Consider the following 22,894-nt stretch of genomic DNA (forward strand, 5'->3'; position numbering starts at 1 on the left):
TGGGTGCCGTTACCGGTCTCTCTCTGGGGTTGCGCCTGGCTGTTCGCCGACGAGCCGCTACGAGGCGTTGCTGAGCTCGCGCGGCTTCTTCTCGGCAAACAGGTTTCGCCCGATCAGGTACTTCATGATTTCTATGGAGCCCCCGGCGATTTTTACGATGCGTGCGTCGGCGTAGGCGCGCGCGATCGGGTATTCCCACATGTAGCCCCAGCCGCCAAAGAGCTGCAGGCACTCGTCGACCACTTTGCAGTGCAGGTTCGACAGCCACATCTTGGCCATCGCCGCGTCGAGCGCATCGAGCTCACCGCGCATGAACAATTCGATGCAGCGATCGGTGAAGACGCGCCCGATGACCGCCTCGGTATGCAGTTCGGCGAGCTTGAACTGGGTGTTCTGGAAGTCGCCGATGGTCTTGCCGAAGGCCTCGCGATTGGCGGTGTAGTCGACCGTGTAACCGATCACCTCCTCCGCCACCGCCGCCGAACGGATCGCCTGCGCCAGCCGCTCCTGCGCGAGCTTGGTCATCATGATCGCGAAGCCCTGCCCTTCCTCGCCGAGGATCGCGCTCGCCGGCACGCGCAGGTCTTCGAAGAAGAGCTCGGACGTGTCCTGCGCCTTGAGGCCGAGCTTCTCCAGGTTCTTGCCGCGCTTGAATCCGGGCAGGCTGGTATCGACGAGGAACAGCGTGATGCCCTTGGCGCCCGCGTCGCGGTCGGTCTTCGCGGCGAGCACGATCACGTCGCACATCTGGCCATTGGAGATGAACACCTTCTGGCCGTTGATGACGTAGTCGTCGCCGTCGCGCACCGCCCGCGTGCGGATGTTCTTGAGGTCGGAGCCCGCGTGCGGCTCGGTCATGCCCAACGCGCCGATCGCCTCGCCGCTCACCATGCGCGGCAGCCACTGGCGCTTCTGTGCGTCGGTGCCGAAGGACTTGATGTAGGTGGCGACAAGGTCGCAGTGGATCAGGAAGCCCGGGCCGGTGTAGCCGCACTTGGCGATCTCTTCGAACACGATCACGTCGAAGAGGTACTCCAGCCCGAGGCCGCCGTACTGCTCATCGACCGTGCAGCACAGCAACCCGGCGGCACCGGCCTTGCGCCACACCTCACGCGACACGATGCCATCCTTTTCCCACTGCGCGTGGTAGGGGCGAATTTCCCGATCGATGAACTTGCGCACCGTGTCTCGAAACATCTCGTGCTCTTCACTGAACAGGCTGCGCTTGATCATGGTGTGCTCCGTCTCGTCCGTTGAGTTTTACGTATGGTAGCGTACGATTTTGAACGCATCAAGATAATTCTATAACGTACTATTTTTACGTTTAAACCCGGGACAAACCGCAGGCGGCTCGCGCACCGTGTCGGCTAACCAATAAACTCGATGATCTGCTTACTGACGAATTCAGGACTTTCCAGGTGCAGGAAGTGCCCCGTCGCCGGCACCATCAACGCTTGCGAGCCCGGGCCGACATAAGCGAGCGCCTCGGTCATCGCAGCCTCTTCGAGGCCGATGCAGCCGTCGCGCGCGCCATGCAGATACAGAAGCGGCTGCGTGAGCGTCCCGGCACCGTCGCCATAGGCGAAAGAGAAGGTCGCGGGATCGAAGAAGGCACGGTAGTAGCCGAGGGCCGCCTGCAGGTTGGCCTTGCCGCCCAGGCAGCGGGCGACTTCGGCGACGTCCTCGCGCGCGTCGTAGCCCGGCGACCAGTCGGCCCACAGCTCACGGATGAAGGCGAAATCGTCGGCGGCGACGACCTCGTTCGCGGCGGCCATCTGGAAGAACCACATGTAGAACGACCGCTTCAGTTGGGCGTACGTCGAATGCCGGCGCGCGAGCACCTGCAGCGGTGGAACGGCCATCGTCACGCAGCGTTTCCACAGCGATGGCCCCTGCAGCGCCGCCGAGTAGGTCGCGACCGCGCCCCAGTCGTGGCCGATCACGATCGCATCGCCGTTGCCGCCGAGTGCGGTGTGGAGTGCGTTCGCATCGGCACCGAGCGCGACAAAGAAACCCACGGCGTCCAGTGCGGACATGTCGGGCGCCGTCGTCGGCGCATAGCCGCGCATATAGGGAGCGACTGCGCGATAGCCCTTGTCGGCGAGCACCGGCATCACGTGGCGCCAGGTCGCCGCGCTGTCGGGAAAGCCATGCAGCAGGAGCGCGAGCGGCCCCTCGCCCTGCTCCAGATAGTGGAACTCCAGTCCGTTGGCGCTGATCGCGCCGCGTTTCAGTTCGTGTTTCATTGTGTTGTTCTCTCTCTGCTGGGTTTTGGGGGTGTTCATGCCGCGGTCGCGTGCGATCGACGCGCGGCGGTGCTGAGCGCGCGTTCCACCGCGCCCCGCAGCCGTGTCGCCATCTCGGTGGCGTTGCCGATCGCGAGGTAATTGGCCGATCCCCACGCACGCTCCAGCCGTGCGGCCTCGGCATCGCTGCCAAGGCTCAGGCACAGGCAGGCAACGCCGCGGGCGCGGGCCTCTTCGAGGGCCTTGCGCGTGTCGAGGTCGGCGTATTCGCCTTCGTACTGGTCGTCGTAGGGGTAGCCGTCGGAAATCAGGAGCAGCAGCTTGAAGGGGGTGCCGGAATGCGCGTCGAGGAGTTCCGTCGCGTGCCGGATCGCCGCGCCGCTGCGCGTGTAGCCCGCGACCGACAGCCGGTGCATGCGATTGCGTGTGTCTGCGCCGAAGCGCTCGTCGAAGGCCTTCAGGTGCTGGAAGCGGACCAGCGTCCGTCCCCAGGAGTGGAAACCGTACATCGCGACGCGGTCGCCCAGGCGGTCGAAGGTCTGGCAGAGCTTCCACGCCGCCCGCACCTGGCGGTCGATGACGCGGTCGCCCCTGCTGCCTTCGAGCGTCGAACTGGACGCATCGAGGAGGATCATCACGCCGAGATCGCGGCGCGTGCGCAGGCTCGCCGAATAGATTCGGTCGTCGCCCGAATGGCCGGTGCGCAGATCGACAGCGAGGCGGATCAGGCGATCGAGCACGAGATCGTCCCCGGCCATCTGGCCCGAGTGGCGACGAAACCCCAGGCACAGGCCGGCCAATGCGCGCAGCAGCGCCATATCGGCGCTGCCGTCGAGCAGTGATGCATCGAAAAACGGCTCCTCGGCTGCCGGCGCCACTTCCTCGACGCTCGCCCAGCCCGGCCGATAGCGCCCCTTCCCGCTATCCCATTCCGGGTAGCTGTGCGCCCCGCCCTCCGGCGCCAGCAGTCCGCTCGGAATGGCCACGGCAAGCCCCGAACGCAGCGCCTTCGTCACATCCAGGGCGTGGCGCGATGCCCGCCCGCTGACCATCTCCGACGAGCCTTCGATACCCGAGTCGGCCGCGGCCTTGTCCGGCGAGGACTGCATGTCGAAGATCTCGCGCATGAAGCGAGCGAAGAAGCCATCCTTGCCGAGCGGCGAGGACAACAGCTTCCAGAACGGATTGCGCACCAGCGCGTCGTCGTCGCCGTCCTCTTCGTTCTCCTCGAGTGCGCCGATCCGCGACTCAAGCTGCTCCAGCTTGCGCGCATCCATGCTGCGGCCACCGCCGCGCACTGTCCGGCGTAACACCGCCCACGGCTGCAGCGTGCCGTACCACTCGGGCGGGCGTGGCAGACGGACTCGACTACGCGCCATGCGCAGCGATTCGCCGGAATCCTGCGGGCGCAGGTTCGTGCCATAGGGGGCAAGCGCATCCAGAAATGCACGCGGCAGCCGTTCGGAAATCCGCGCGCAGCAACGCTCCACTTCCAGTAAGAGAAAGCGCTGGCGCTGCTCGATGCTTCCGACCAGAGACCGCAAGCCGACGCCTTTCAGCGCGTCCCCGGCGAGCAAGGCACACTGCACGAGCAACTCACGCCCGCCCTCGCCCGCCTGGCGTTCGGCCGACAGGAAAATGCGCTCGCCATCGGTCCACGCGGGCGCGCCTGGCTCGGTCAGGTAGCTGATTGCGACAGGCGAGCCGGCCACGGCGGCAGCCAGCATGCGCAACGGATGGGTATCGATCGGGGCGGTAGTCATCGCCATCGCCTGCCTACTGCGGCAGATAGGTATTGACCACCTCGCGCAGCCCGCGAACAACCTCCGCGTCGTCGCACAGCGGCAACAGCATCGCTGCCATCGCCGCCGCTCGCGCGGACAGGCCCTCGCACATCAGGCGTGCAGTGCTTACGAGCGTGCGCGTCGAACACACGTCCGGGAGCATGCTCGCATCGAGCTTGCGGATCGCGTGCGCGAGCTTCACCAGCTCCATCGCCCGTGCCTCGTCGATACCGCTTTCCCGCACCAGAATCCGCAACTCGCGCTCGGCCACCGGATAACCCAGCTCGATGCCGACCATGCGCTGCCGCGTCGACTGCTTCAGGTCCTTCAGCACGCTCTGGTAGCCGGGGTTGTACGACACGACGAGCATGAAGTCGTCGGGTGCATGCAGTGTTTCGTTCAACCGCTCGAGGTTCAGCTCGCGGCGATGATCCGCCAGCGGATGGATCACGACGGTCGTGTCGGCGCGCGCTTCGACCACCTCGTCCAGATAGCAGATCGCCCCGCGCCGCACCGCACGCGTCAGCGGCCCGTCGACCCACACCGTTTCGCCGCCATGCAGCAGGTAACGGCCGACGAGATCCGCGGCCGTGATGTCTTCGTGGCAGGCGATGGTGATCAGCTGCAGCCCCAGCCGCGCCGCCATGTGTTCGACCAGCCGCGTCTTGCCGCAGCCCGTCGGCCCCTTCAGCATCAGCGGCAAGCGCTGCCGGTGTGCCGCCTGGAACACCTCGACCTCGTCCCCGCTCGCGAGGTAATACGGCTGCTCCGCCACTCGCCGCTCATCGGCGCTGAAAGCCACCTGCATCGCCTGTCTCCATCGTTGACTTCTTTGTGTGACGGAGAAGGTAGTCCCGGCAGCGGGTTTGGCCCCCTACCGATAGTTAGGACAAGTAAGCCAAGCTGGATTTCGCCGACCAGGACCGGGACCAGGGCAATCGGCGGGCTCAACAGCGGCTATCCGAGGAAGAAGCGCATTAGTCAGCTTTCCGCGACGAACAGCCGGGCCGATGAGGTGGGCGATGCACTGGATCAACTCGGTAGCCACTCCTCAGCGAGCACCTCCTCCACCAGCGACCACGGGCAGGTTGCCGGAAGTCCGTCCAGGCCGGTCTCTTCGACCACCTCGGCGAAGGCGCTGCTCCACACCATGTCCCGCCAGCGTGGCGCCGACAGGTTTTCCGTCAGACTGGGCGACTCTTCCAGCAATTGCCGAATCTCCCTGCGCTCGGCGCGGATCGTGGCATGCCACACCGCGGTCTGGCGCTCGGGCTGATACTGTCCCGCGAGGAGCTGTGCAAGCAGGCCGGACATGCAGGTCGCCAGCGCACGTCGCTCTCTGCGGGCCAAGGACTCGAGCTCTTCGGCGATGTGCCCGGTGTCGAGTTGCGCCAGCTGTCCGTTTCGCAGCATCTGCGCCTGCTCGGCCGCCCAGGCCGCGAAGTCGTCATCGTAAGCAGACATGATCGGGTCTCCGTAAATTTTGGACTTGCCGTACTCGGTCCCGCTTAGACGTCACAATCTGCAAATGATCCCGGCAGCGCGAAACCGGCATTGCGCTGGGATGGGGTTTGAAGAAGCCGTCGTGCCCGGAGCGGATGCGCGCGGCCGGCGTGCCGTCAGTCAGTTCGAACCGGGCGAGTTCGGCGAACTGCTGGGCCGGACGCGGGTACTCGACGCTGCGGAGATCACGCGCCTCGCGCAGGAATGGCAGCGCAATGCGGCCATCGCCTCGGGCGTGCGGCGCTGGGCCGACGGCCGCGTCAGCCACCACGGCGACGACTACTACGACGGGCTGCTGCTCGCGCAGTACGACGACGAGTGGCAACCCGCCGGGCAGGCGATCGGCTTGGCGATGTGGGACTGCCGGATCGCTCACCGACGCCGAGGTCAGGCTGACGACGCCGGGCGGCGCGCAAGGGACACTGCTTTGAATGCCGGTGAGCCGAATCGCCTTCGGCTCACCTTTGGATCGACGGCGAGGCCGGCCCGCATCGAAATCAATGCATCGCCCGATCCAGCATCTGCGCCGCCCGCTCACCACTGAACACCGCTGCCTCCACCCCCGCCTGCGAGAAATAGTCCCCCGCGAGGCACACCCGCGGCGGCATGGCCTTGTGCACGGCGTCGAGCTTGCTGTAGTGTCCCGGCCCGGCAATGGTCAGCCCACGGTCGTAGCGGAAGAGATGCACGAAGGTCGGATCGGGCGCTGCGCCGAAGGCCTTGATCGCCGCTTCGAGCGCTTCGCGCTTGATGTCCTCGTCGCTCATGTGCGCGAGCGGCGGGGTGTTGAAATAAACGCCGACGAGTTCGCCGCCCTTCGGCACCGAGCCCGGATGGCGACGGCTGTGCAGCACGATGGCGCCGATGTTGCGCGTCCCGCCGACACCGACCGGCAGCACGATGTCGGTCGGGTAGTTCGGCCAGGGGCTTTTCGCGTAGCCGATCGCGACGTGGGCGTAGTCGGTGTACGGGGCCTCCGTCAGCCTGCTCCGCGCGTCAGCGTCGATATACGGCTCGAGGAGCTTCGCCGCGACGAAGGCCTCGGTGGCGACGACCAAGCCGTCCGCGTCGTGCGCCTCGCCGTTCGCGAACACGCGGTATCCCTGGCTGCTGCGCTCGACGCGCTCGACCGGCGTGGAGAGGCGCACCTCGGCGCGCTTCGCGGCCTGGACGAACCACTCGCTCACCTGCCCGACGCCGCCCGGCGGCACCGACAGTTTCATCTTGTGCGCCTGCTGGATGATCGCGTGCGGGAATGGCGTCGACAGCCAGCTCGCCGGCACCGCGTAGAGGAAGTCCATGATCGGCCGCACGATGTACTCGTAGGCGCGCTCGCCGAGGTTTTTGCGCGACCAGGTCTCCAGATCCTCGCCCTTGTCGAAGGCCGCGAGTTCCGCACCGTCGAAGGGATTGCTCGCGCCCGGGCGGAGGTGGAGCCTGAGCCCGGCCATCGCGACCTTCAGCTTGTCACCGAGGCTCAGCACGGGAATGCGAAGATAGCTCAGCAAGGACACGAAGCTCACCGGATAGCGCGAGTCGTCCTTGTCCTGCAGTTCGGATGCCCCGCCCCACGGCACGATGTCGCGGTCGTGCCCCATCTCGGCGAGCAGTGCGGAGGTGCGCGGGTAGATGCCGCCCATCAGGAAGAGCGCACCGGTCGCGAGGTTGAAGCCGTCGCGGCGCAGTTGCTTGGTGCGGCCGCCGACCTGGTCCGAGGCCTCGAACAGAAGCACGTCGTGGCCCTGCTTGCTCAGCGTGTACGCGGCCGCACAACCGGCGGGGCCGCCGCCGATGACGATGGTCTTCATGGGGTCTGTCTCCTGGATAGTTCTTGTAGGTCTTCGCTGACGAAGGCTTCTGTCATCTCGACCAGCTCCGTGCAGGCGGGCGATGCGTTCTTCATCGCTGCGCGCACACCGCGCACGAGGCGCAGCAGGTGGCGCGACAGGAAGTCGTGCTGCGCGCGCAGCAGGGATTCGAGCGCTTCGGTCTGTCCGGCCGAGCGCTCCTGCTGCAGCGTCAGGAAGTGCATGAATTCGAGTTCGACGCAGAGGTGGTCGGGCATCTGGGCGTGCTCGCCACGCGCGAGGCCGAAGAAGCCATAGAAGCGCATCAGCTCTTCGAACAACGCGGTCTGGTCGCCGCCGGCGTAGGCGCCTTCGCGCAAGGCGCAGGCATCCTCGCTGACGGACGGATCGAAGGCCGCGTTGAAGTCGCTGCCGGCGATCGCTACCGGCCCGCTGCCCGCGCCTTCGTAGGTGAACGCGCGCGATAGCGCCGCGTACATCGCGCTGCGGCCGAGCGCGCTGCACGACAAGTCGGAGAATCCGTCGCGCGCGTTCATGCCGGCACTCCTTCGGCGATGCGCTCGATCTCGATCCGCGTGTCGCGGTCGAACACCGAGTTCTGCCCTTGCAACACCCCGGCTGTAAGGTGCGGATGCCCGCCCGCGAGTTCCACCGGGTTCAGCGGCGTCGGCGACACGCTGTTCATGTCCCCGCCGGCGAGGAACTGGTATCGCTCCCAGGCGTGGTACATCAGCGTCTGCCCCGGGCGCAGGCTCGGCGACACCTTGGCCTTGCACTTGAAGCTGCCGACGTCGTTCCAGACGCGGATCCAGTCGCCATCCACGATGCCGCGCTTGGTCGCATCGGCGATCGACACCAGCATGTAGGGCTCGGGCCGTGCCTCGAGGCGCAGCATGATGCGGCTGTCGCGCCACGTCGAATGGATACTCCAGCGCGTCTTGCCGCCGGTCATCATCAGCGGGTAGTTGCCGCCCATCATCGGTGGCGCCTTGAAGCGCGGCAGCAGTTCGTCGAGCTCCTCGTAGAACGGGTGGTCGACGAAGAACTGGATGCGCCGGCTCGACGTCGGGTATGGCACCTTGTCGCGCACGTGGAAGGTGAGCGGCACGATGCTGTCGTTCGCGGGGAACTCGCACATGTTGCCGATCGAGCTCGGCTCCTCGGGGAGCTTCTCGAAGCGCGCGAAGCCCTTCTGCTTGATCTCGTCCCACGACAGCTTCTTGTGCGTGCCGCCGAGGTCGTAGATCGTGCGCGCGACCTTGTCGTCGTCGCCTTCCTTGAACTGACCGTTCATCGTCAGGTCGTCGTACAAGGTGTCGAGCTTCACCTCCAGCCCCTGCGGGCTCTGCACCGACTTGATGCCGCGTGCGCGGGCGCGCTTCTGGATCGCCTCGGACAGCGCGACGATGATGCTCCAGTCGCTCTTCGATTCTCCCAGCGGCTTCGTCGCCTGGTCGGTGATCGTCAGGTAGGGCGATAGCGGCGTGACCCACTTCAGCGAGGTGCGCTCGTACCAGGGCGCGACCGGCAGCACGTAGTCGGCGTGGCGCGCGGTGGAGTTGATGCGCCAGTCCATGACGACGATCTTCTTCAGCTTCGGCCACAGCACTTCGAGCAGCTTCTCGCTGCCGCGGGCACGACGCAACGTGTTGCTGCACAGCGAGATCATGATGCGCGGCGGACGATCCGGCGGCGGGTTGAGCGGCTGCCACTGCTTCGCGAGCGACTCTTCGAGGTACTCGCCGAGCGGACGCTTGTTGCCCAGCCCCCACTCGTCTGCGCGCTTTGACAGCTCGCCGATGCCGCCGTGCACCGACCAGAACAGCGTGCCGGAAGTCCATACCGGCAGCCGCAGCAGCTTGTTGCCCGGTGCAAACATCATCCGGCCGAGGTCGGTGACGATCATCTCCTGCGTGTCGCCGGCTTCGAGCCGCTGCTGGATCAGCGGTTCGAGCTTGCCGAAGGTCTGTGCCGCCTCCTGCAGCGAGGGCGGGATCGCGAACTTGTCACCGCCGTCGGGCGTCAGCAGCGGGAAACCGGAGAAGCCCGCCCCGCGCCGGCCGATATTGCCGGTGAGCGCAAAGATCAGCGCCATCGAGCGTTCCGCGAGATTGCCGTGGAAGTACTTGCACAGGCTCGTCTGCGCGATGTTCGAGACCTTGTCCGCACTGACGATCTCGCGCGCGAGGCGGCGGATCAGCTTCGGATTCACGCCGCATAGCTTCGACGCCGCTTCGGGCGTGTAGTCCGCGAGGCGGTCGCGCAGCAGCGAGAAGACGCTGCGCACCTCGACCTTCTGCCCGTCCTTCAGGGTCACCGTCTTCCGCACGTCGAGCGCCGGATTCAGCGCTTCCAGCGCGAGCGAACGGAAAGGCGCCGTCTGCAGGCTGTCGCTTACGGCATCCCACAGCATGTGGTGGTTCTCGCGTCCGCCCTCCTGCACGTCCGCCTGCTTCAGGAAACGCATAGTGTCGCTGCGCACCAACAGCGGCAGGTCGGTCTGTTCCTTGACGAAGGCTTCCTTCACATGGCCGCCCGCGACGATCTCGTGGCAGATCGCCAGCGCGAGCGCGGCATCCGTCCCCGGCTTGATCGGAATCCACAGGTCCGATTTCGTCGCCGAAGGGTTGTAGTCCGGCGCGATCGAGATGATCTTCGCGCCGCGGTAGCGCGCCTCGGTGAAGAAGTGCGCCTGCGGGATCTGCGTGTAGACCGGGTTGCCGCCCCAGAACAGGATCAGGTCGGAATAGAAGTAGTCGTCGGCCGAGCGCTCGAAGACGATCTTGCCGAAGGTCTCCAGCGTGCCACGCCGCGAGTCGCCGATCTCGCCGTCCATGTCGAGGCCGATCGACTGCGTCAGCATGCTGAAGCGGCCCTGCGCCGCCATCGACACGCCGAGGTCGATGCCGGGCCCGAGGTCCCAAATCGTCCGGTCGGTGCCCTCGTCGAGGGTCACGTCGAGATAGGTGTCGGCGATGTCGTTGAGCGCCTCTTCCCAGCTCACGCGCTCCCACTTGCCGCTACCGCGCGGCCCGACGCGGCGCAGCGGATGCGTGATGCGGGAGGGGTCGTACATGCGCTCGGAGAAGCAGCCGCCCTTCTGGCAGCCGCGCGGGTTGTAGTCGGGCAGCTCGGGATTGACCTGCTCGTACTCGCCGGCCTGCTCTTCGCGATAGACAATGCCGTCCTTGACGTAGACGTCCCACGAGCAATGCGCCTGGAACCAGCAGTTGAGGTGGTGCGTGCTGCGCACGACCTTGTCCCAGGTCCACTGGCTCCGATAGACGTCCTTCCACGAGGAGTAGAGCGGCACGGCCGGCAGCCCGCCGCTCTGCGGCGTCGCCGCCTGCACGACGAAGTTGGGCATCGACAGGCTGCCCATCAGGGCCGCGGCGCTCTTGAGGAAACCACGGCGATCGATCCCGGCGCTCATGCGCGGCCTCCCTTCTTGAACTCTTCCTTGGTGTAGAAACGGATCTCGGAAACCTGCTGCTGCGGCGCGCGTGGTTTCTGTTGGTTCTGCGGAATCGGCCGGTTGCGGGCGGCGTCGCGCGGGTGCTTCTGGAAGGGACCGAACATGTCCAGCCACTTGCGCGCGATCAGAAGATCCATCAGCTCGGACTTCTCTCCGCGCTTGTTGCGCTCACGCTCGCGTTCGAGGGTCTTGAGCGCGTCATGCACGCCATTGCCGAAGAGCGACACCAGATATTCGGTCGGGATGCGCGGCTCGTCGGTCGGATTGCCCTCGTCGTCGATCTTCGGCGGCGACAGCGGCGGCACGTAGAACACGTTGGGCTGGGTGCCGTACTCGGCGTGCAGCGGCAGCGCGACCTTGTGCTTCGTCACGAACTTCCAGATCGGGCCTTCGGGGTCGTCGAGGTAGCCGACGAAGCGCACCCGCCCCGGGCACTGGCGCGAACAGGCGGTGGTCACGCCCTCGTCGATGCGCGGGAAGCAGAAGATGCACTTCTGCGACACCTCTTCGACCTCGTTGTAATAGATCTTCTTGTAGGGGCAGGCTTCCTGGCAGAAGCGGTAGCCCTTGCAGCGGTCCTCGTCGATCAGGACGATGCCGTTGTCCTCGCGTTTGCTGATCGCCTTGCGCGGGCAGGCTTCGAGGCAGGCCGGATGCGTGCAGTGGTTGCAGATGCGCGGCAGGTAGAAATAGTGGCTGTTGGGGAATTCGCCGCCGCCCTGGTCTTCGTCCCAGTTCGGCCCCTTGCCGTGCTTGCCGCCGTCCGCTGCGAGCGAGATCTCGCCCTTGCCGCCGAAGAAGACCTCCTCATGATTGAAGTTCCAGGCCTTGCCGAAGTCCTCGACGCTCGGGCGTTGGCCGGGTTGCGCCACACCGTCGCGAAAACCGCCGCCCATGCTCTCGAAGCCGTGCGGCGTGCCGGCGCCGGGCTGGGTGTTCACGGTGTTCCACAGCATGTGCTCCATGCCTTCCCGGCGTGTCCACAAGGTCTTGCAGGCCACGGTGCAGGTCTGGCAACCGATGCACTTGTTGAGGTCCATGACCATGGCCACTTGTCGCTTGCTCATCCCGCTCTCCTTCACGCGTCGAGGGCCAGTTCGGCCCAGTCGATCGAGAACGCCTTGATGCCGCCGCGCTCGTCGTTGCCGCCCATCCAGACGGCGAAACCGATGCCGGTCTTGCGGCCGGCCACGAGCGGCGCGAGGTCACCGGCACCGCCGAGCGGACGCGCGATCACCACCTGCCAGCGGTCACCCTCGGCGCGGGCCTGCGCGGAACAGGTGATCGCCGGCCCGCGCGCCGAGGAGCCGATGCCCATCGCGATCTGCGACGCGACAACCGACTTGTTGGCCTGCCAGCGCAGGAAATGAATCGGGGCGTCGGCCGCGCCCATCAGCGCCAGCACCGGCTTGCCGCGCACCGGCAACGCGATCGCGAGCGCGTCCGGGAAATCCTTGCCCGCCGGGCTCACGCCGCGCCAGCTCGCCCGCAGTGCCCATTGCCGACCGTCATGCACGCTGGCGACAGCGAGATCTGTGACCCGCCCGTACTCACGCCCTTCCCACGAGTTGCGGATGTAAGGGGTCGGCTGCATGGCGAGCGGCGTCGGCATCATCGACACCTGCTCGACCGGCACCGTGCGCCAGCCCGGATCAGCCGGGTCGAGCAGCGGCGCAACATTCTTCACGCGTTGGGTTCGCAATTTCTGTCTCCTGTTCTTGTGTGAAACCGGCGGCATGCATCGGCCGCCTCGTGAAGCGGAGTGTTGAATCTGCGCGGCAGGCGATCCCCTACCCGGAGTTAGGGGTCGGCCCCTATCCCCTGGCAATTCGACAGAACGTTGACCTATGTCAACAAAACAGCTGTCCTTCTTCGCCGGGGACGGAGCGCGTAAAATCGTTGCAAAGATCCCTGCGGGCCTTGCTGCAAGACCTTCCCGCAGATGGACACCACCCCGTGCTAACGAGGAGACATTCTTTGAATCACGCCTTGCAGGCGATCAGCGAGCCCCATTTCAAGCCCGTCTGTACGCAGGCCATCCGGCACTTTTCGCGCCTCGACGCGCTGCCGAAACTGCTCCTCGTCGTCGCCCCGCGTGGCTACGGAAAGACCGTGTTCGTCTCGGCGGTCGCCCGCTCGCTGCGCGATGCCGGCTACAACAGCCATGTGCACACACTGGACGAAGGCCGTTCCGATTTCGGCTCAGCCTTGATGCACCTCGAGAAGGTCCTCGGCTGCAACAGCGAAGGCGCCGGCCTGATGTTCTACGGCGGGCCGACGATCGAGACCGACGCGCGCATCGACGCCATCCTGCACGCCGCCGAACAGCTCCACGACGAGGTCGTCCTGCTGATCGACGGCTTCGATGCCGTCCGCGACTGCGAACTCGGCAACCTGATCGAGCGCCTGCTCCTGCGCCAGACGCGGCTGCGCATCGTGCTCACGTCGATCGAACTGCCGCTCGACAGCTTCCATCGCATCCGCCTCGAAGACGGACTACGCGAACTCGGCCCCGCGGACCTCAGCCTCGGCAGCGAGGAAATCCGCAAGCTGTTCGAAACGTCCGGCGCCAATCCGCTCCCTCTGTCGCCGGAGCAGGCCAACGTCATCCATGATCAGACCGAAGGCTGGCCGGCGGCGGTGCGCCTGATGCACGTCGCAATGGCCTCGCGGGTAAACCCCGCCGCGATCAGCGCCGACGCGGCCACGCTCGACGCGAGCCTCACGGACACCCTCTCCCGCCGCGTGCTGGGCGCAATTGACCCGGCGATCGCCGAATTCCTGCTCGACATCGCCGAGCTCGAAGCCTTCAATGCCGACCTGTGCAGCTTCACAACCGGCAAGCCCAACGCGCCGGACATCCTCGCCGAGTTGATCCGCCTCAACCTGATGATCTTTCCGGCGACCAACCGCCGCGGCTGGTTCCGCTTCCACGGCCTGTTCAGCGACTACCTACGCCGCGAAGCCCGCTCGACGCGAAGCGAAGCGCAACGCCACGCGCTGCTGGCACGGGCGCTGGAATGGTGCCGCAAGCACGGCGAGTACTACGACGCGTTCGAACTGGCGCTGACGATTCATGACGGCACGCAGGCGAGTGAGCTCCTCGCCACCCGCGCGCAAACTGTCGTGCGCGACCAGGGCCAGCACCTCTTCTACATCAGCTGCTACGAACGCCTGCTCCCGATCGAACCCTTCCCCGCCGACGAAGCGCAGTACTGGTACGTCTGGGCGATGCTCATGTCGCGCCAGTACGAGAAGGCCTACCGCGTGCTGGCCGGGATGCGGCTCGGCACGAACGGCGACGACCCGCTTGCCGACCGCATGCCGGGACGCAAGCAGGCCCTGCTTGCGATCATCCTGTTCTCGCTCGACCGCGTCCCCGAAGCGCGGATGCGCGGCGAACGCTGGCTCGAAAGCGACGACGGCCTCGATCCCTTCGAAAGCTCGGGCGTCGCGTGTGTGGTCGGCACCTCGGCAGTTGCCGACCTCGACTTCCCGGCCGCCCGCCGCGGCATCATGCTGGCACGCAACTCGATGAGCCGCTCGGGAAGCGAGTATGGCCTCGCATGGATATCCTGCCTCGATGCACTGATCGACATCGAGGAAGGCGATCTCGCCTTCGTCCACAACACGCTGGATGAGGCCGTCGTCCGCGCCCGCAAGGTGCTCGGGCCCGAGGCCGCGATGGTGTCCACGATGGACATGATGGCCGCCCGGATCGCTCTTGAACGGGGCGACGTCGAGGAAGCGCGCGAGCGGGTGCTGAACGGCCTCAGCCAGGCCAAGCACCACGGCTTCATCGAAACGTGCAAGGTCGGGCTCGAAGTCGCGGTGCGCCTATGGGACGGCAGCCAAGAATCGGTCTTCGCGCCGCGCCACCTCGACGCCGTCGCGACGAGCTTCCCGCCGCGCCTGCAGTTGTTGCTGCAATGTGCCGTGCTGGTACGCCTGGTGCGCCTCGGGCTCACCGAGGCGGCGACCGACTGGGTACGCCGGCAGGACATGGAAGACCTGCTGGGGCCGCGTCCGCCCGCGCTGCCTGCCAGCCAGCTCGCGAGCACCCGCCGCGCCCTGCTCGCCGCGCGGATCGCGTGGCTGATCGCGCAGCGCGATTTTCCGACCGCGCTCGCGGCCACCGATACCGAACTGCAATCTGCGCTGAAGTCGACCTGCGCAACCTGGCAGGTGCACCTGCTGCTGACCCGCCTGCAGATCGAGGCCGCGACCGGTCACGCCGCCCAAGCCTCCAAGACCCTGCTGCGCGCGATCGGCATCGCAGCGCCGCGCCGACTGTGCCAACCTTTCATCGAACACGCCGACGTGATCCGGCCGGTCATCACGGCCGACCCGAAGAAGAACTGGCCGCTCGTCAACGAGAAGGAATTCGCATTCTTCGCCGACCTGCGCCAGCGGCTGGACGCCGCAGCGCAGACCGACCGCACCGCCCCCCCGCCAGCCGTGACACCTGCCGACAGCCTGGAACTCGATGCACCGACGAGCCGCGAGGTCGAACTGCTGGGCTTCCTCGACAGCGGCCTGTCGAACCAGGAAATCGCCGACCGTCTCGGCCTCACGGTCGGCACAGTGAAGTGGCACCTGCACAACCTGTTCATGAAGCTGCGGGTCCGCAACCGGTCAGCCGCGATCTTCAAGGCCAAGCGCGCGGGGCTGCTCAACCGCTGAAACGCGCGGCGCCTATACTTCCTTTACCAAGGCTGCGGTAGAGGAACATGGATCCGGGCGGCGGCACCGAAAGCGAATTGTCGCGCGTGAACCAGGCGCTCAAGACCCTGAGCGCCGGGAACCGCACCTTGCTGCGCGCGTCGCAGGAGCAGGACCTTCTCCTTGGGATGTGCCGGGTCATCGTCAATGAAGGCGGCTACCGCCTCGCCTACGTGGCGTACGCGCAGCACGACGAGCAGAAATCCCTTCCGATCATGGCCTACGCCATCCAGCGCGACATACCGGAGGAGAGGGATTTCTTCGACCATCTCCAGCTCACCTGGGCCGATGTGGAGCTCGGACAGCACGCACCGGCGATCGCCGTCCGCAGCGGAGAGCCCTGCATCGGACGCAGCCTGCTCACCGATCCCGGTCATGCCCCGTGGCGTGAGGTCGCGATTCGACTCGACTACAGCTCGCTGTCGGCCTTCCCGCTGCCCATCGACGGCGAAGTCGTGGGCGCGCTGCTCATCGCCGATTCGTCCCCCGACGCCTTCGATGAAGCCGAAGTCAGGCTGCTCGGCGAACTGGCCGACGATCTCGCCTACGGCATCGCCAACCTCCGCAGCCGCATCAAACGCCATGAGGCCGAAGAGCGCATCGCGCGGATGGCCCTTTACGATTCACTCACGGGGCTTCCGAACCGGACGATGTTCCGCTCCCGGCTTCAATCCGCGATCGTGGATGGTAGGCAGAAGCATCGCCCTCTGGCCGTCCTGCTCTTGAGCGCGATGCATTTCCACGAGATCAGCGACACGCTCGGTTACCAGCAGGCGGACCTGCTGACCTGCTCCTTCGCCCGTCAGCTGGAAGATCACCAGCGCGAAGACCGGTTCGTGGCCTGCGTCGGCGACGCCGAGTTCGCATTGCTCTATCCCGACATGGACGTTTCCCAGGCGATGCGCACGGCACAAGACCTCATCCGGGCGTTCAGCAGCCCGGTCGAAGTCGGCGGACTGAGCATCAGCGTCGGCCTGTGCGCGGGCATCGCCGCCTTCCCAGGACACGGCACCGACCCCGACTCGCTGATCCGCCGCGCGCGCATGGCGATGTTCGAGGCGAAACGCCGCGGGAGCGATTCAGCGGTATTCACGCCCGAGCTCGAACAACAGCGCACGAACCGCCTCGCCCTGATGATCGATCTGCGCCGCGCCATCGAACAGAAGGCCCTGATGCTCTATTGCCAGCCCAAGATCGATCTCGCGACCCGGCGCATCCGCGGCGCCGAAGGCCTCGTCCGCTGGCAACATCCCGCGCACGGCATGATTCCCGCCGAGGAATTCGTCAAGATCGCCGAAACCTCGGGCCTAATCACGCCGCTGACCTACCACGTTCTCGAAGCGGCCTTCCAGCAGATCTATGCCTGGCACGACATGGGCATCGACCAACCGCTCTCGGTCAACCTATCGGCCCGCGATCTGCGCGATCCGGCCTTGATCGACAAGCTCAAGAACCTGTTCTCGACCTGGGGCACCCGGCCCGACTGGATCCAGTTCGAACTCACCGAGAGCGCGCTGATGGAAGACCCCGTCGGCGCACTCGACGCCATCCGGCGCATCAAGGCGCTGGGCGTCGAACTCTTCATCGACGACTTCGGCATCGGCTATTCGAGCCTCAGCTACCTCCACAAGCTGCCCGTGGATGCGATCAAGATCGACCAGTCCTTCGTGATGGCTATGCCCGACAGCGCGATCTCCGCCGCCATCGTCCAGTCGACCATTGAACTGGGCCACCGGCTGGATCTCGAAGTCGTCGCCGAAGGCGTCGAAACCGAATCGGCCTGGAATCATCTGGTCGCACTCGGCTGCGATACGGCCCAAGGCTTCTACATGGCCCGGCCGATGCCCGCCGAGCAGTTCAGGAACTGGCAGGTCCATTACGAGTCCAGCTTGCACTGAGTCCTTCTTGCTCTTGGATTAATGCATACGATCGGCTTATATACCGTTCATCGCTAAACTACTAAAAAATCATGAACGGACAACAACGACTCTCGAAGGTCGCCTCCAGCACCCCCCGGATGGCCGCCGCACTGCCGGGCATGCCGATGGACGGCACGGTGATGGTGCGGCTTCTGCGGATCAGCGGCTCGGGACTGAGCGATTTCTTCGAGCCGGTCTTTCGCGCGCTGGATCTTTCCGAGCATTCCTTCCACGTCCTCTGTCTCCTCGTCGCGAGCCAGACGGGATCTGCGTCACCGAGCGAGCTGAGCGACATGGTTGGCACAAGCCGCGGAAACATGACGCGCATTCTCGAAGAGCTCGAGGAGGACGGCTGGGTGGCGCGAACGGTGGCGCCACGCGATGCCCGCCGCCATGTCATCACCATCACCGCCGAGGGGCGCGAGAAGGTTCGCGACACGGTGCCGCGCATCGCCGGCCCGATCGACCGCGCCTTCTCCGACCTCACCGCCGAAGAGTTCGCGCTGCTCGGCAAGCTGCTGCGCAAGCTCATCGTTTCGCTGGACAAGGACGCCGGCGAGATCCGCGCGGTCGCCTGAACAATCAACCGTCGACGCGATCGACATACCCCTGGAGACAACAGCAATGGACGAGAAGACGAGCCTTCAGCTCGAGTTGCTCAGCTCGAGTTGCTCAGCTCGAGTTGCTCAGCGCGTGGTGCGGGCCAGCGTTTGTGCTGGGCCTGGTCGTGTTCTTCGGCATCTTCGGCCACATCCTGCCCACCCCGCCCTCACCCGCGCTGGATGCGGCGGGAATCGCCACGCGGATCACGGACAACCTCGGCGACATGCGTCTCGGCTGGGTCGTGAGCCTCGTCGTCATGGGCCTCTACCTGCCGTGGAGCGCGCAGATCAGCACGCAGATGAGCCGCCTCGAGCATCACTCCCGCACGATGACCTACCTGCAGCTGATCGGCGGTGCGCTCACGGTCTTCGTCGTGAGCTTCGGTATCCTGTGCTTCGCGATCGCCACGTTCCGGCTGGAACGGAACCCCGAGCTCATGCAGATGCTGACCGATTTCGGCTGGCTCAGCTTCGAATTGCAATGGGTGCTGACCACCATGCAGATGCTCGCGATGGCCATCGTCGGGCTGGCCGACAAACGGGAGGCCCCGCTGTTCCCGCGCTGGGCCTGCTTTCTCACCATCTGGTGCGGCCTGAGCTTCGCTCCGGCGAGCCTCACCGAGTATCTGAAGAGCGGGCCGTTCGCCTGGGACGGGATGCTGAGTTTTTACGTTCCGTGGGCGGCCTGGGTGGTGTGGTGCGGCGTGATTTCGGTGTACATGATCAAGGATGTCCGCCGGCGCATGACGGTTCCGGTGCCGTCGAATGCCACCGGCTATCTCGCACGAACCTGAGCGCGAGCCGGCAAGCAAGGCGGGCGCGTGCGACGTGCTTTACACGTATTGTTACATACGATACTGTAGCAATCTAACCGACGTTGTGACATGGGTCCGGCAGCGGGCCGCGAGGTTTTCGGTGTCCCGTCGCGTCGCAGCCCCTGCCACAGGATGCAGGGAAGCCACCATAACGACCAGGAGACTCCCCCATGAACAGCCCGGATTCACGCGTTGCCGCCCGCGCGGCCGCATCGGCCCAAGCGGCGATCGCAGCAAACGATTCCTTCAAGTACTGGCGCTTCTGTCTCGCCTGCGGCCCGATCTTCCTGCTCGCCTATTTCGGCTTCTGGGGCCTGCTCGGCTATTGCGTGCCGCCGCTGCCGGCCATGATGACCGCGCAGGAAATGGCAGCCCATTTCCAGGCCAATGCCGCCCAGATGCGGCTCGGCATGGTCGGCGCGATGACCTTTGCGCCGACCTACATGATCTGGGGGCTGGGCATCACGAAGGTCATGGAGACCTTCGAGGGCAACAACAAGATCCTGTCCACGCTCCAGCTCTGGGGCGCCGGCCTGACGGTCATCCCGGTCCTGATGTGCTGCGTCTTCATCCTGGCCGGCAGCTACCGCGCCGACACGATCGACCCGAGCATCGTCCAGCTGATGTACGACATGAGCTGGCTGACGATCAGCGTCTGCTACTCGGTCACGACGATGCAGATGATCGCGATGGGCGTCATCTTCCTCGGCGACAAACGCATGAAGCCGCTGGTCCCGAAATGGCTGTGCTGGTACTCCATCTGGGGCGGCTTCATGTTCATCGGGGAAGACCTGATGCCCTTCTTCAAGGAAGGGGTCTTCGCGCGAAACGGCCTCGTCAACTTCTGGATCGAGTACTCGATCTACTTCTTCTACATGATCTTCGTCACCGGGTACCTCTTCAAGGCGGTGACGCGATTGGAGACGGAAGCCAGAGCCGGCATCCCGCCGCTTGAAGCCGCTCAGGGCCGGACGGGACTCCTCTCCCATGCCTGACTACGCCGAGCGGGGTGAAGCGCAGGCGCCGGCGATCTGGACCTTCGTCACCGCCGACATCCTGACCTTCACCCTGTTCTTTGCGGTCTTCATGCACGAACGCGGCAAGCAGGTTGCGCTCTTCAACGAGAGCGCGGTGAAGCTCGACGCCGGCCTCGGCCTGCTCAACACCCTCATCCTCATCACCAGCGGCTGGCTCGTCGCGCTCGCGCTGTCGGCGGCGCGGGCGGGCGACCGCACCCTGCTGCGCCGACGCCTGCTCCTCGCGCTGATCGTCGGCAGCGGCTTCGCGGTCACCAAGGTGGTCGAGTACCACCAGAAAATCTCGCACGGCATCACGCTGCTGACGAACGACTTCTTCATGTTTTACTACGCTCTCACCGGCATCCACTTCCTCCACTTCCTCGTCGGGGTTGGGGTCCTGCTGTGGCTGTGGGTCAGCGCGGCAAACAGGGAGCTGGACGACCACTTCCTGGGCACCGTCGAATCGGGCGGCCTCTACTGGCACATGGTCGATCTCCTCTGGCTCGTTCTCTTCCCACTGCTCTATCTGCTGCTAGGGGCATCGGCATGAAGACGCAGGCACACACCGTCACTTGGGTCTGGCTTTCGCTGTTGCTAGTCACAGCCCTAAGCTGGTGGCTCGCAGAGCATCGCGGCCTGGGCCAATGGACCGTCCTGTGCGTGATGCTGATCGCCCTCGTCAAGGGGCGGCTGGTGTTCCTGCACTTCATGGAGCTCAAGACCGCGCCGCGCTATCTGCGCCGCCTCTACGAGGGATGGATCGTCGGCTGCGTCGGAATGATCGCGGGATTCTATTGGCTGGCCTGAATGAGCGAGATCCCACCTGCCCCTATCCGTCCGGCAAGGCATAATCGACAGTCTTCCCCGAGACCCGAGATTCCAGTCCCCATGTCTACAACCCCGACCAACGCACGCGACACCGCCGCGAGCCGGGAGACGCTGACCGATCTGCTCGGCTTTTTCTATCCGATCCACTACCGGATCGGGATGGAACTTGAACGCCGGATGTGCCAAGGGCGGCTGTCGCGACAGCAGGCGGCCATCATCTGGTTGATCGAATCCGAGGTCGGCCCGCATGGCTGGATCCGTCGCAAGCTGATCGAACAGACGCTGAGCGACTGGTTCGAAACCCGCAATTCGCATGTCTCGCAACTCCTGTACGAGTTGTCCAGCCCTCCCCTGTCGCTGATCGAGCAGAAGACGAATCCCGAGTCCGGCCGGGAAAAGGTGGTCGCGCTGACCGACGAAGGCCGCACCTACTTCAACACGATGATCGACGCGGGACTCGCGTACTTCGCCGTGCTCCTCCCTCATCTCTCCGACGACGAACTGCGCGCGGGCATCAGGTTTCTCGGCCGGGCGTTCGGCCCGCCGTCCCTGTTGGGCCGCCGCTACTGACTCTTTCCTGCGCATCGCGTGCTAGATCCCGTTGACAAATCCGTTCAAAATTTTCACAATCCTAGTGCATTTGATATGCTTTCATACGGTGTATCAACTAACTAGCCGGGACCTACAAGGAGACAGTTCATGAGTCCGACGCTGAGCAACGCCGCCTACTTCAAATACTGGCGCCTATGCGCCGCCACCGGGCCGGTGTTTCTCGCCGCCTTCATCGTCTGCTGGGGGGTACTCGGCTACAACATTCCGCCGATCCCGGCCGATTACACCGCCGACCAACTGGCGCACCATTTCCGCACCAACTACAACGAAGTGCGCGCCGGCATGGCAGGCGCCATGCTCTTTGGCGTCCTCTACCTCCCCTGGACCCTGTCCATCACCAGGGTGATGGAGTGGATGAACCGGAACGAGAACAACATGATGTCGACGCTGCAGATGTGGGGCGGCGGCCTTACCGTCGTGCCGCTCGTGACCTCCTCCGTCTTCTGGCTGACCGCCGCATACCGGCCTGACGTGCTTGAGCCCGTGACGCTACAAATGCTGTACGACCAGGGCTGGTTGCTGATCGACATGTTCTACGCGATCACGACAATTCCGATGGTTGCGCTGGGCGTCGGCGGCCTGACGGACAAGCGCAACCAGCCCCTCCTGCCGCGCTGGGCGTGCTGGTATTCGATCTGGGCCGGCCTGAGCTTCCTGTTCGAATTGCTGATGCCGTTCTTCAAGAGCGGACTGTTCGCGCGCCAGGGCTGGCTGAACTTCTGGGTCGAGTTCATCGTATGGTTCGCCTACATCGTCATCACCACGTACTACGTCTTCAAGGCCATCCCGCGACTGGAGCAGGAGCGCGCGGCCGAGCTCGACCACGGCCGCGTGACAAAATTGGCTGCGGCCTGATTCGCAGATCGACGCGACCGCCATGAATGATCTCGCTTCCGTAGCGACGGCTGCACGGGAAACCCGGGAGTCCGCGGACCTCCCGGGTAGTTCCTGCGCACAAGTCCCCAGCATCCTGACCTTCATCTTCGCCGACGTCATGGTCTTCGGCATGCTGTTCGTCGGCTTCATGGTCGAGCGGCTGGGGCAATTTGAACTCTTCAATCGTTCCGCCGCAGCGCTCGACGTTCATTTGGGGCTGCTCAACACGCTCATCCTCGTCACCAGCGGCCTGTTCGTCGTCCTCGCCGTCCATGCCGCCCGTGAGGGACGCACCAAGGCGACGCGGAACTGGCTGCTGACGTCCTTCGTCGTCGGCGCAGGCTTCGGCGTCAACAAGCTGATCGAGTACAGCGACAAGCTGGCGCACGGCCTCAGCATGCTCACGAACGACTTCTTCATGTTCTATTACGTGCTCACCGGCGTGCATTTCCTGCACTTCATCGGGGGCATGGTCGTGCTGGCCGTCCTGTGGTTCAAGGCGTCCCGCGAGTCCGTCAACGGGCCGTTCTTCGGCTGGATCGAATCGGGTGCCCTGTACTGGCATATGGTCGACCTGCTATGGATCGTCATCTTTCCGATGCTCTACCTGCTGGGGGCGCAATGACTCACGTAACTCCCGCGACGGCAGTCCGCGTCTGGATGTTTCTCGTGGTAGCGACGGTTA

Annotated in this window: 21 protein-coding genes; 11 read left to right on the plus strand and 10 right to left on the minus strand. The window is 65.2% G+C overall.

Features of this window, described 5'->3' with window-relative positions:
- Positions 1-57 precede the first annotated feature (57 nt).
- The 5 genes from ToN1_RS03370 to ToN1_RS03390 form a co-directional block, all read right to left on the minus strand.
- Positions 58-1,233, minus strand: a complete 1,176-nt coding sequence (locus tag ToN1_RS03370) for an acyl-CoA dehydrogenase family protein (protein WP_169204589.1) — start codon at positions 1,231-1,233, stop codon at positions 58-60.
- Positions 1,234-1,367: 134 nt separating this feature from the next.
- Complete coding sequence (locus ToN1_RS03375; protein ID WP_169204590.1) at positions 1,368-2,246, minus strand: alpha/beta fold hydrolase; 879 nt, start codon at positions 2,244-2,246, stop codon at positions 1,368-1,370.
- Between the two features lie 35 nt (positions 2,247-2,281).
- Positions 2,282-4,009 (minus strand): nitric oxide reductase activation protein NorD, encoded by a 1,728-nt coding sequence (locus tag ToN1_RS03380; protein ID WP_169204591.1) that lies wholly within the window; start codon positions 4,007-4,009, stop codon positions 2,282-2,284.
- A 13-nt stretch (positions 4,010-4,022) separates the two neighbouring features.
- Positions 4,023-4,838, minus strand: a complete 816-nt coding sequence (locus ToN1_RS03385; RefSeq protein ID WP_169204592.1) for a CbbQ/NirQ/NorQ/GpvN family protein — start codon at positions 4,836-4,838, stop codon at positions 4,023-4,025.
- 224 nt (positions 4,839-5,062) lie between these two features.
- The gene (locus ToN1_RS03390; RefSeq protein ID WP_169204593.1) at positions 5,063-5,494 is read right to left on the minus strand and encodes a DUF29 domain-containing protein; all 432 of its coding nucleotides are present in this window, start codon (positions 5,492-5,494) and stop codon (positions 5,063-5,065) included.
- 100 nt (positions 5,495-5,594) lie between these two features.
- On the opposite strand from ToN1_RS03390, the gene ToN1_RS03395 reads away from it, so the two are divergent.
- Complete coding sequence (locus tag ToN1_RS03395; protein WP_210148005.1) at positions 5,595-6,077, plus strand: DUF3658 domain-containing protein; 483 nt, start codon at positions 5,595-5,597, stop codon at positions 6,075-6,077.
- On the opposite strand, the gene ToN1_RS03400 is transcribed toward ToN1_RS03395, so the two are convergent.
- Genes ToN1_RS03400 through ToN1_RS03420 form a run of 5 tightly spaced genes read right to left on the minus strand, consistent with a single transcriptional unit; the run spans position 6,031 to position 12,518 of the window.
- Positions 6,031-7,341, minus strand: a complete 1,311-nt coding sequence (locus ToN1_RS03400) for a protoporphyrinogen/coproporphyrinogen oxidase (protein ID WP_169204595.1) — start codon at positions 7,339-7,341, stop codon at positions 6,031-6,033. The genes ToN1_RS03395 and ToN1_RS03400 overlap by 47 nt on opposite strands.
- A complete protein-coding gene (locus ToN1_RS03405; RefSeq protein WP_169204596.1) occupies positions 7,338-7,877 on the minus strand; it encodes a molecular chaperone TorD family protein in 540 nt (179 codons plus the stop codon). Before ToN1_RS03405 ends, ToN1_RS03400 begins: the two co-directional genes overlap by 4 nt.
- Positions 7,874-10,774, minus strand: coding sequence for a molybdopterin-dependent oxidoreductase (locus ToN1_RS03410; protein ID WP_169204597.1), 2,901 nt, complete (start codon positions 10,772-10,774; stop codon positions 7,874-7,876). Before ToN1_RS03410 ends, ToN1_RS03405 begins: the two co-directional genes overlap by 4 nt.
- Positions 10,771-11,883: a 4Fe-4S dicluster domain-containing protein gene (locus ToN1_RS03415; protein WP_244860954.1), complete on the minus strand. Its 1,113-nt coding sequence runs from the start codon at positions 11,881-11,883 to the stop codon at positions 10,771-10,773. The genes ToN1_RS03410 and ToN1_RS03415 overlap by 4 nt, the downstream gene beginning before the upstream one ends.
- Positions 11,884-11,894: 11 nt before the next feature.
- Complete coding sequence (locus tag ToN1_RS03420) at positions 11,895-12,518, minus strand: DOMON domain-containing protein (RefSeq protein WP_169204598.1); 624 nt, start codon at positions 12,516-12,518, stop codon at positions 11,895-11,897.
- 275 nt (positions 12,519-12,793) lie between these two features.
- Between ToN1_RS03420 and ToN1_RS03425 the strand changes: the two genes are divergently transcribed.
- The 10 genes from ToN1_RS03425 (at position 12,794) to ToN1_RS03470 (ending at position 22,834) form a co-directional block, all read left to right on the plus strand.
- Positions 12,794-15,499: a winged helix-turn-helix domain-containing protein gene (locus tag ToN1_RS03425; RefSeq protein ID WP_169204599.1), complete on the plus strand. Its 2,706-nt coding sequence runs from the start codon at positions 12,794-12,796 to the stop codon at positions 15,497-15,499.
- 47 nt (positions 15,500-15,546) lie between these two features.
- Entirely contained in the window at positions 15,547-17,436 is a 1,890-nt protein-coding gene (locus tag ToN1_RS03430) for a putative bifunctional diguanylate cyclase/phosphodiesterase (RefSeq protein WP_169204600.1), read from the plus strand.
- A gap of 71 nt (positions 17,437-17,507) precedes the next feature.
- Positions 17,508-18,035 carry a MarR family winged helix-turn-helix transcriptional regulator gene (locus ToN1_RS03435; RefSeq protein WP_169204601.1) on the plus strand — a complete coding sequence of 176 codons (528 nt, stop codon included), beginning with the start codon at positions 17,508-17,510 and terminating at the stop codon, positions 18,033-18,035.
- A 134-nt stretch (positions 18,036-18,169) separates the two neighbouring features.
- Positions 18,170-18,853: a hypothetical protein gene (locus ToN1_RS03440; RefSeq protein WP_169204602.1), complete on the plus strand. Its 684-nt coding sequence runs from the start codon at positions 18,170-18,172 to the stop codon at positions 18,851-18,853.
- A gap of 191 nt (positions 18,854-19,044) precedes the next feature.
- A complete protein-coding gene (locus ToN1_RS03445) occupies positions 19,045-19,869 on the plus strand; it encodes a hypothetical protein (protein ID WP_169204603.1) in 825 nt (274 codons plus the stop codon).
- Positions 19,862-20,443: a cytochrome c oxidase subunit 3 gene (locus ToN1_RS03450; RefSeq protein WP_169204604.1), complete on the plus strand. Its 582-nt coding sequence runs from the start codon at positions 19,862-19,864 to the stop codon at positions 20,441-20,443. Before ToN1_RS03445 ends, ToN1_RS03450 begins: the two co-directional genes overlap by 8 nt.
- On the plus strand, positions 20,440-20,700 hold the full coding sequence (locus tag ToN1_RS03455) for a cytochrome C oxidase subunit IV family protein (RefSeq protein WP_169204605.1): 261 nt from the start codon (positions 20,440-20,442) through the stop codon (positions 20,698-20,700). Before ToN1_RS03450 ends, ToN1_RS03455 begins: the two co-directional genes overlap by 4 nt.
- An 81-nt stretch (positions 20,701-20,781) precedes the next feature.
- Entirely contained in the window at positions 20,782-21,291 is a 510-nt protein-coding gene (locus ToN1_RS03460; RefSeq protein ID WP_169204606.1) for a MarR family winged helix-turn-helix transcriptional regulator, read from the plus strand.
- A 129-nt stretch (positions 21,292-21,420) separates the two neighbouring features.
- The gene (locus ToN1_RS03465) at positions 21,421-22,188 is read left to right on the plus strand and encodes a hypothetical protein (RefSeq protein WP_169204607.1); all 768 of its coding nucleotides are present in this window, start codon (positions 21,421-21,423) and stop codon (positions 22,186-22,188) included.
- 22 nt (positions 22,189-22,210) lie between these two features.
- Entirely contained in the window at positions 22,211-22,834 is a 624-nt protein-coding gene (locus ToN1_RS03470) for a cytochrome c oxidase subunit 3 (protein ID WP_169204608.1), read from the plus strand.
- Positions 22,835-22,894: the final 60 nt, after the last annotated feature.

Origin of the sequence: Aromatoleum petrolei (assembly GCF_017894385.1) — a bacterium.
Classification (GTDB): Bacteria; Pseudomonadota; Gammaproteobacteria; order Burkholderiales; family Rhodocyclaceae; genus Aromatoleum; species Aromatoleum petrolei.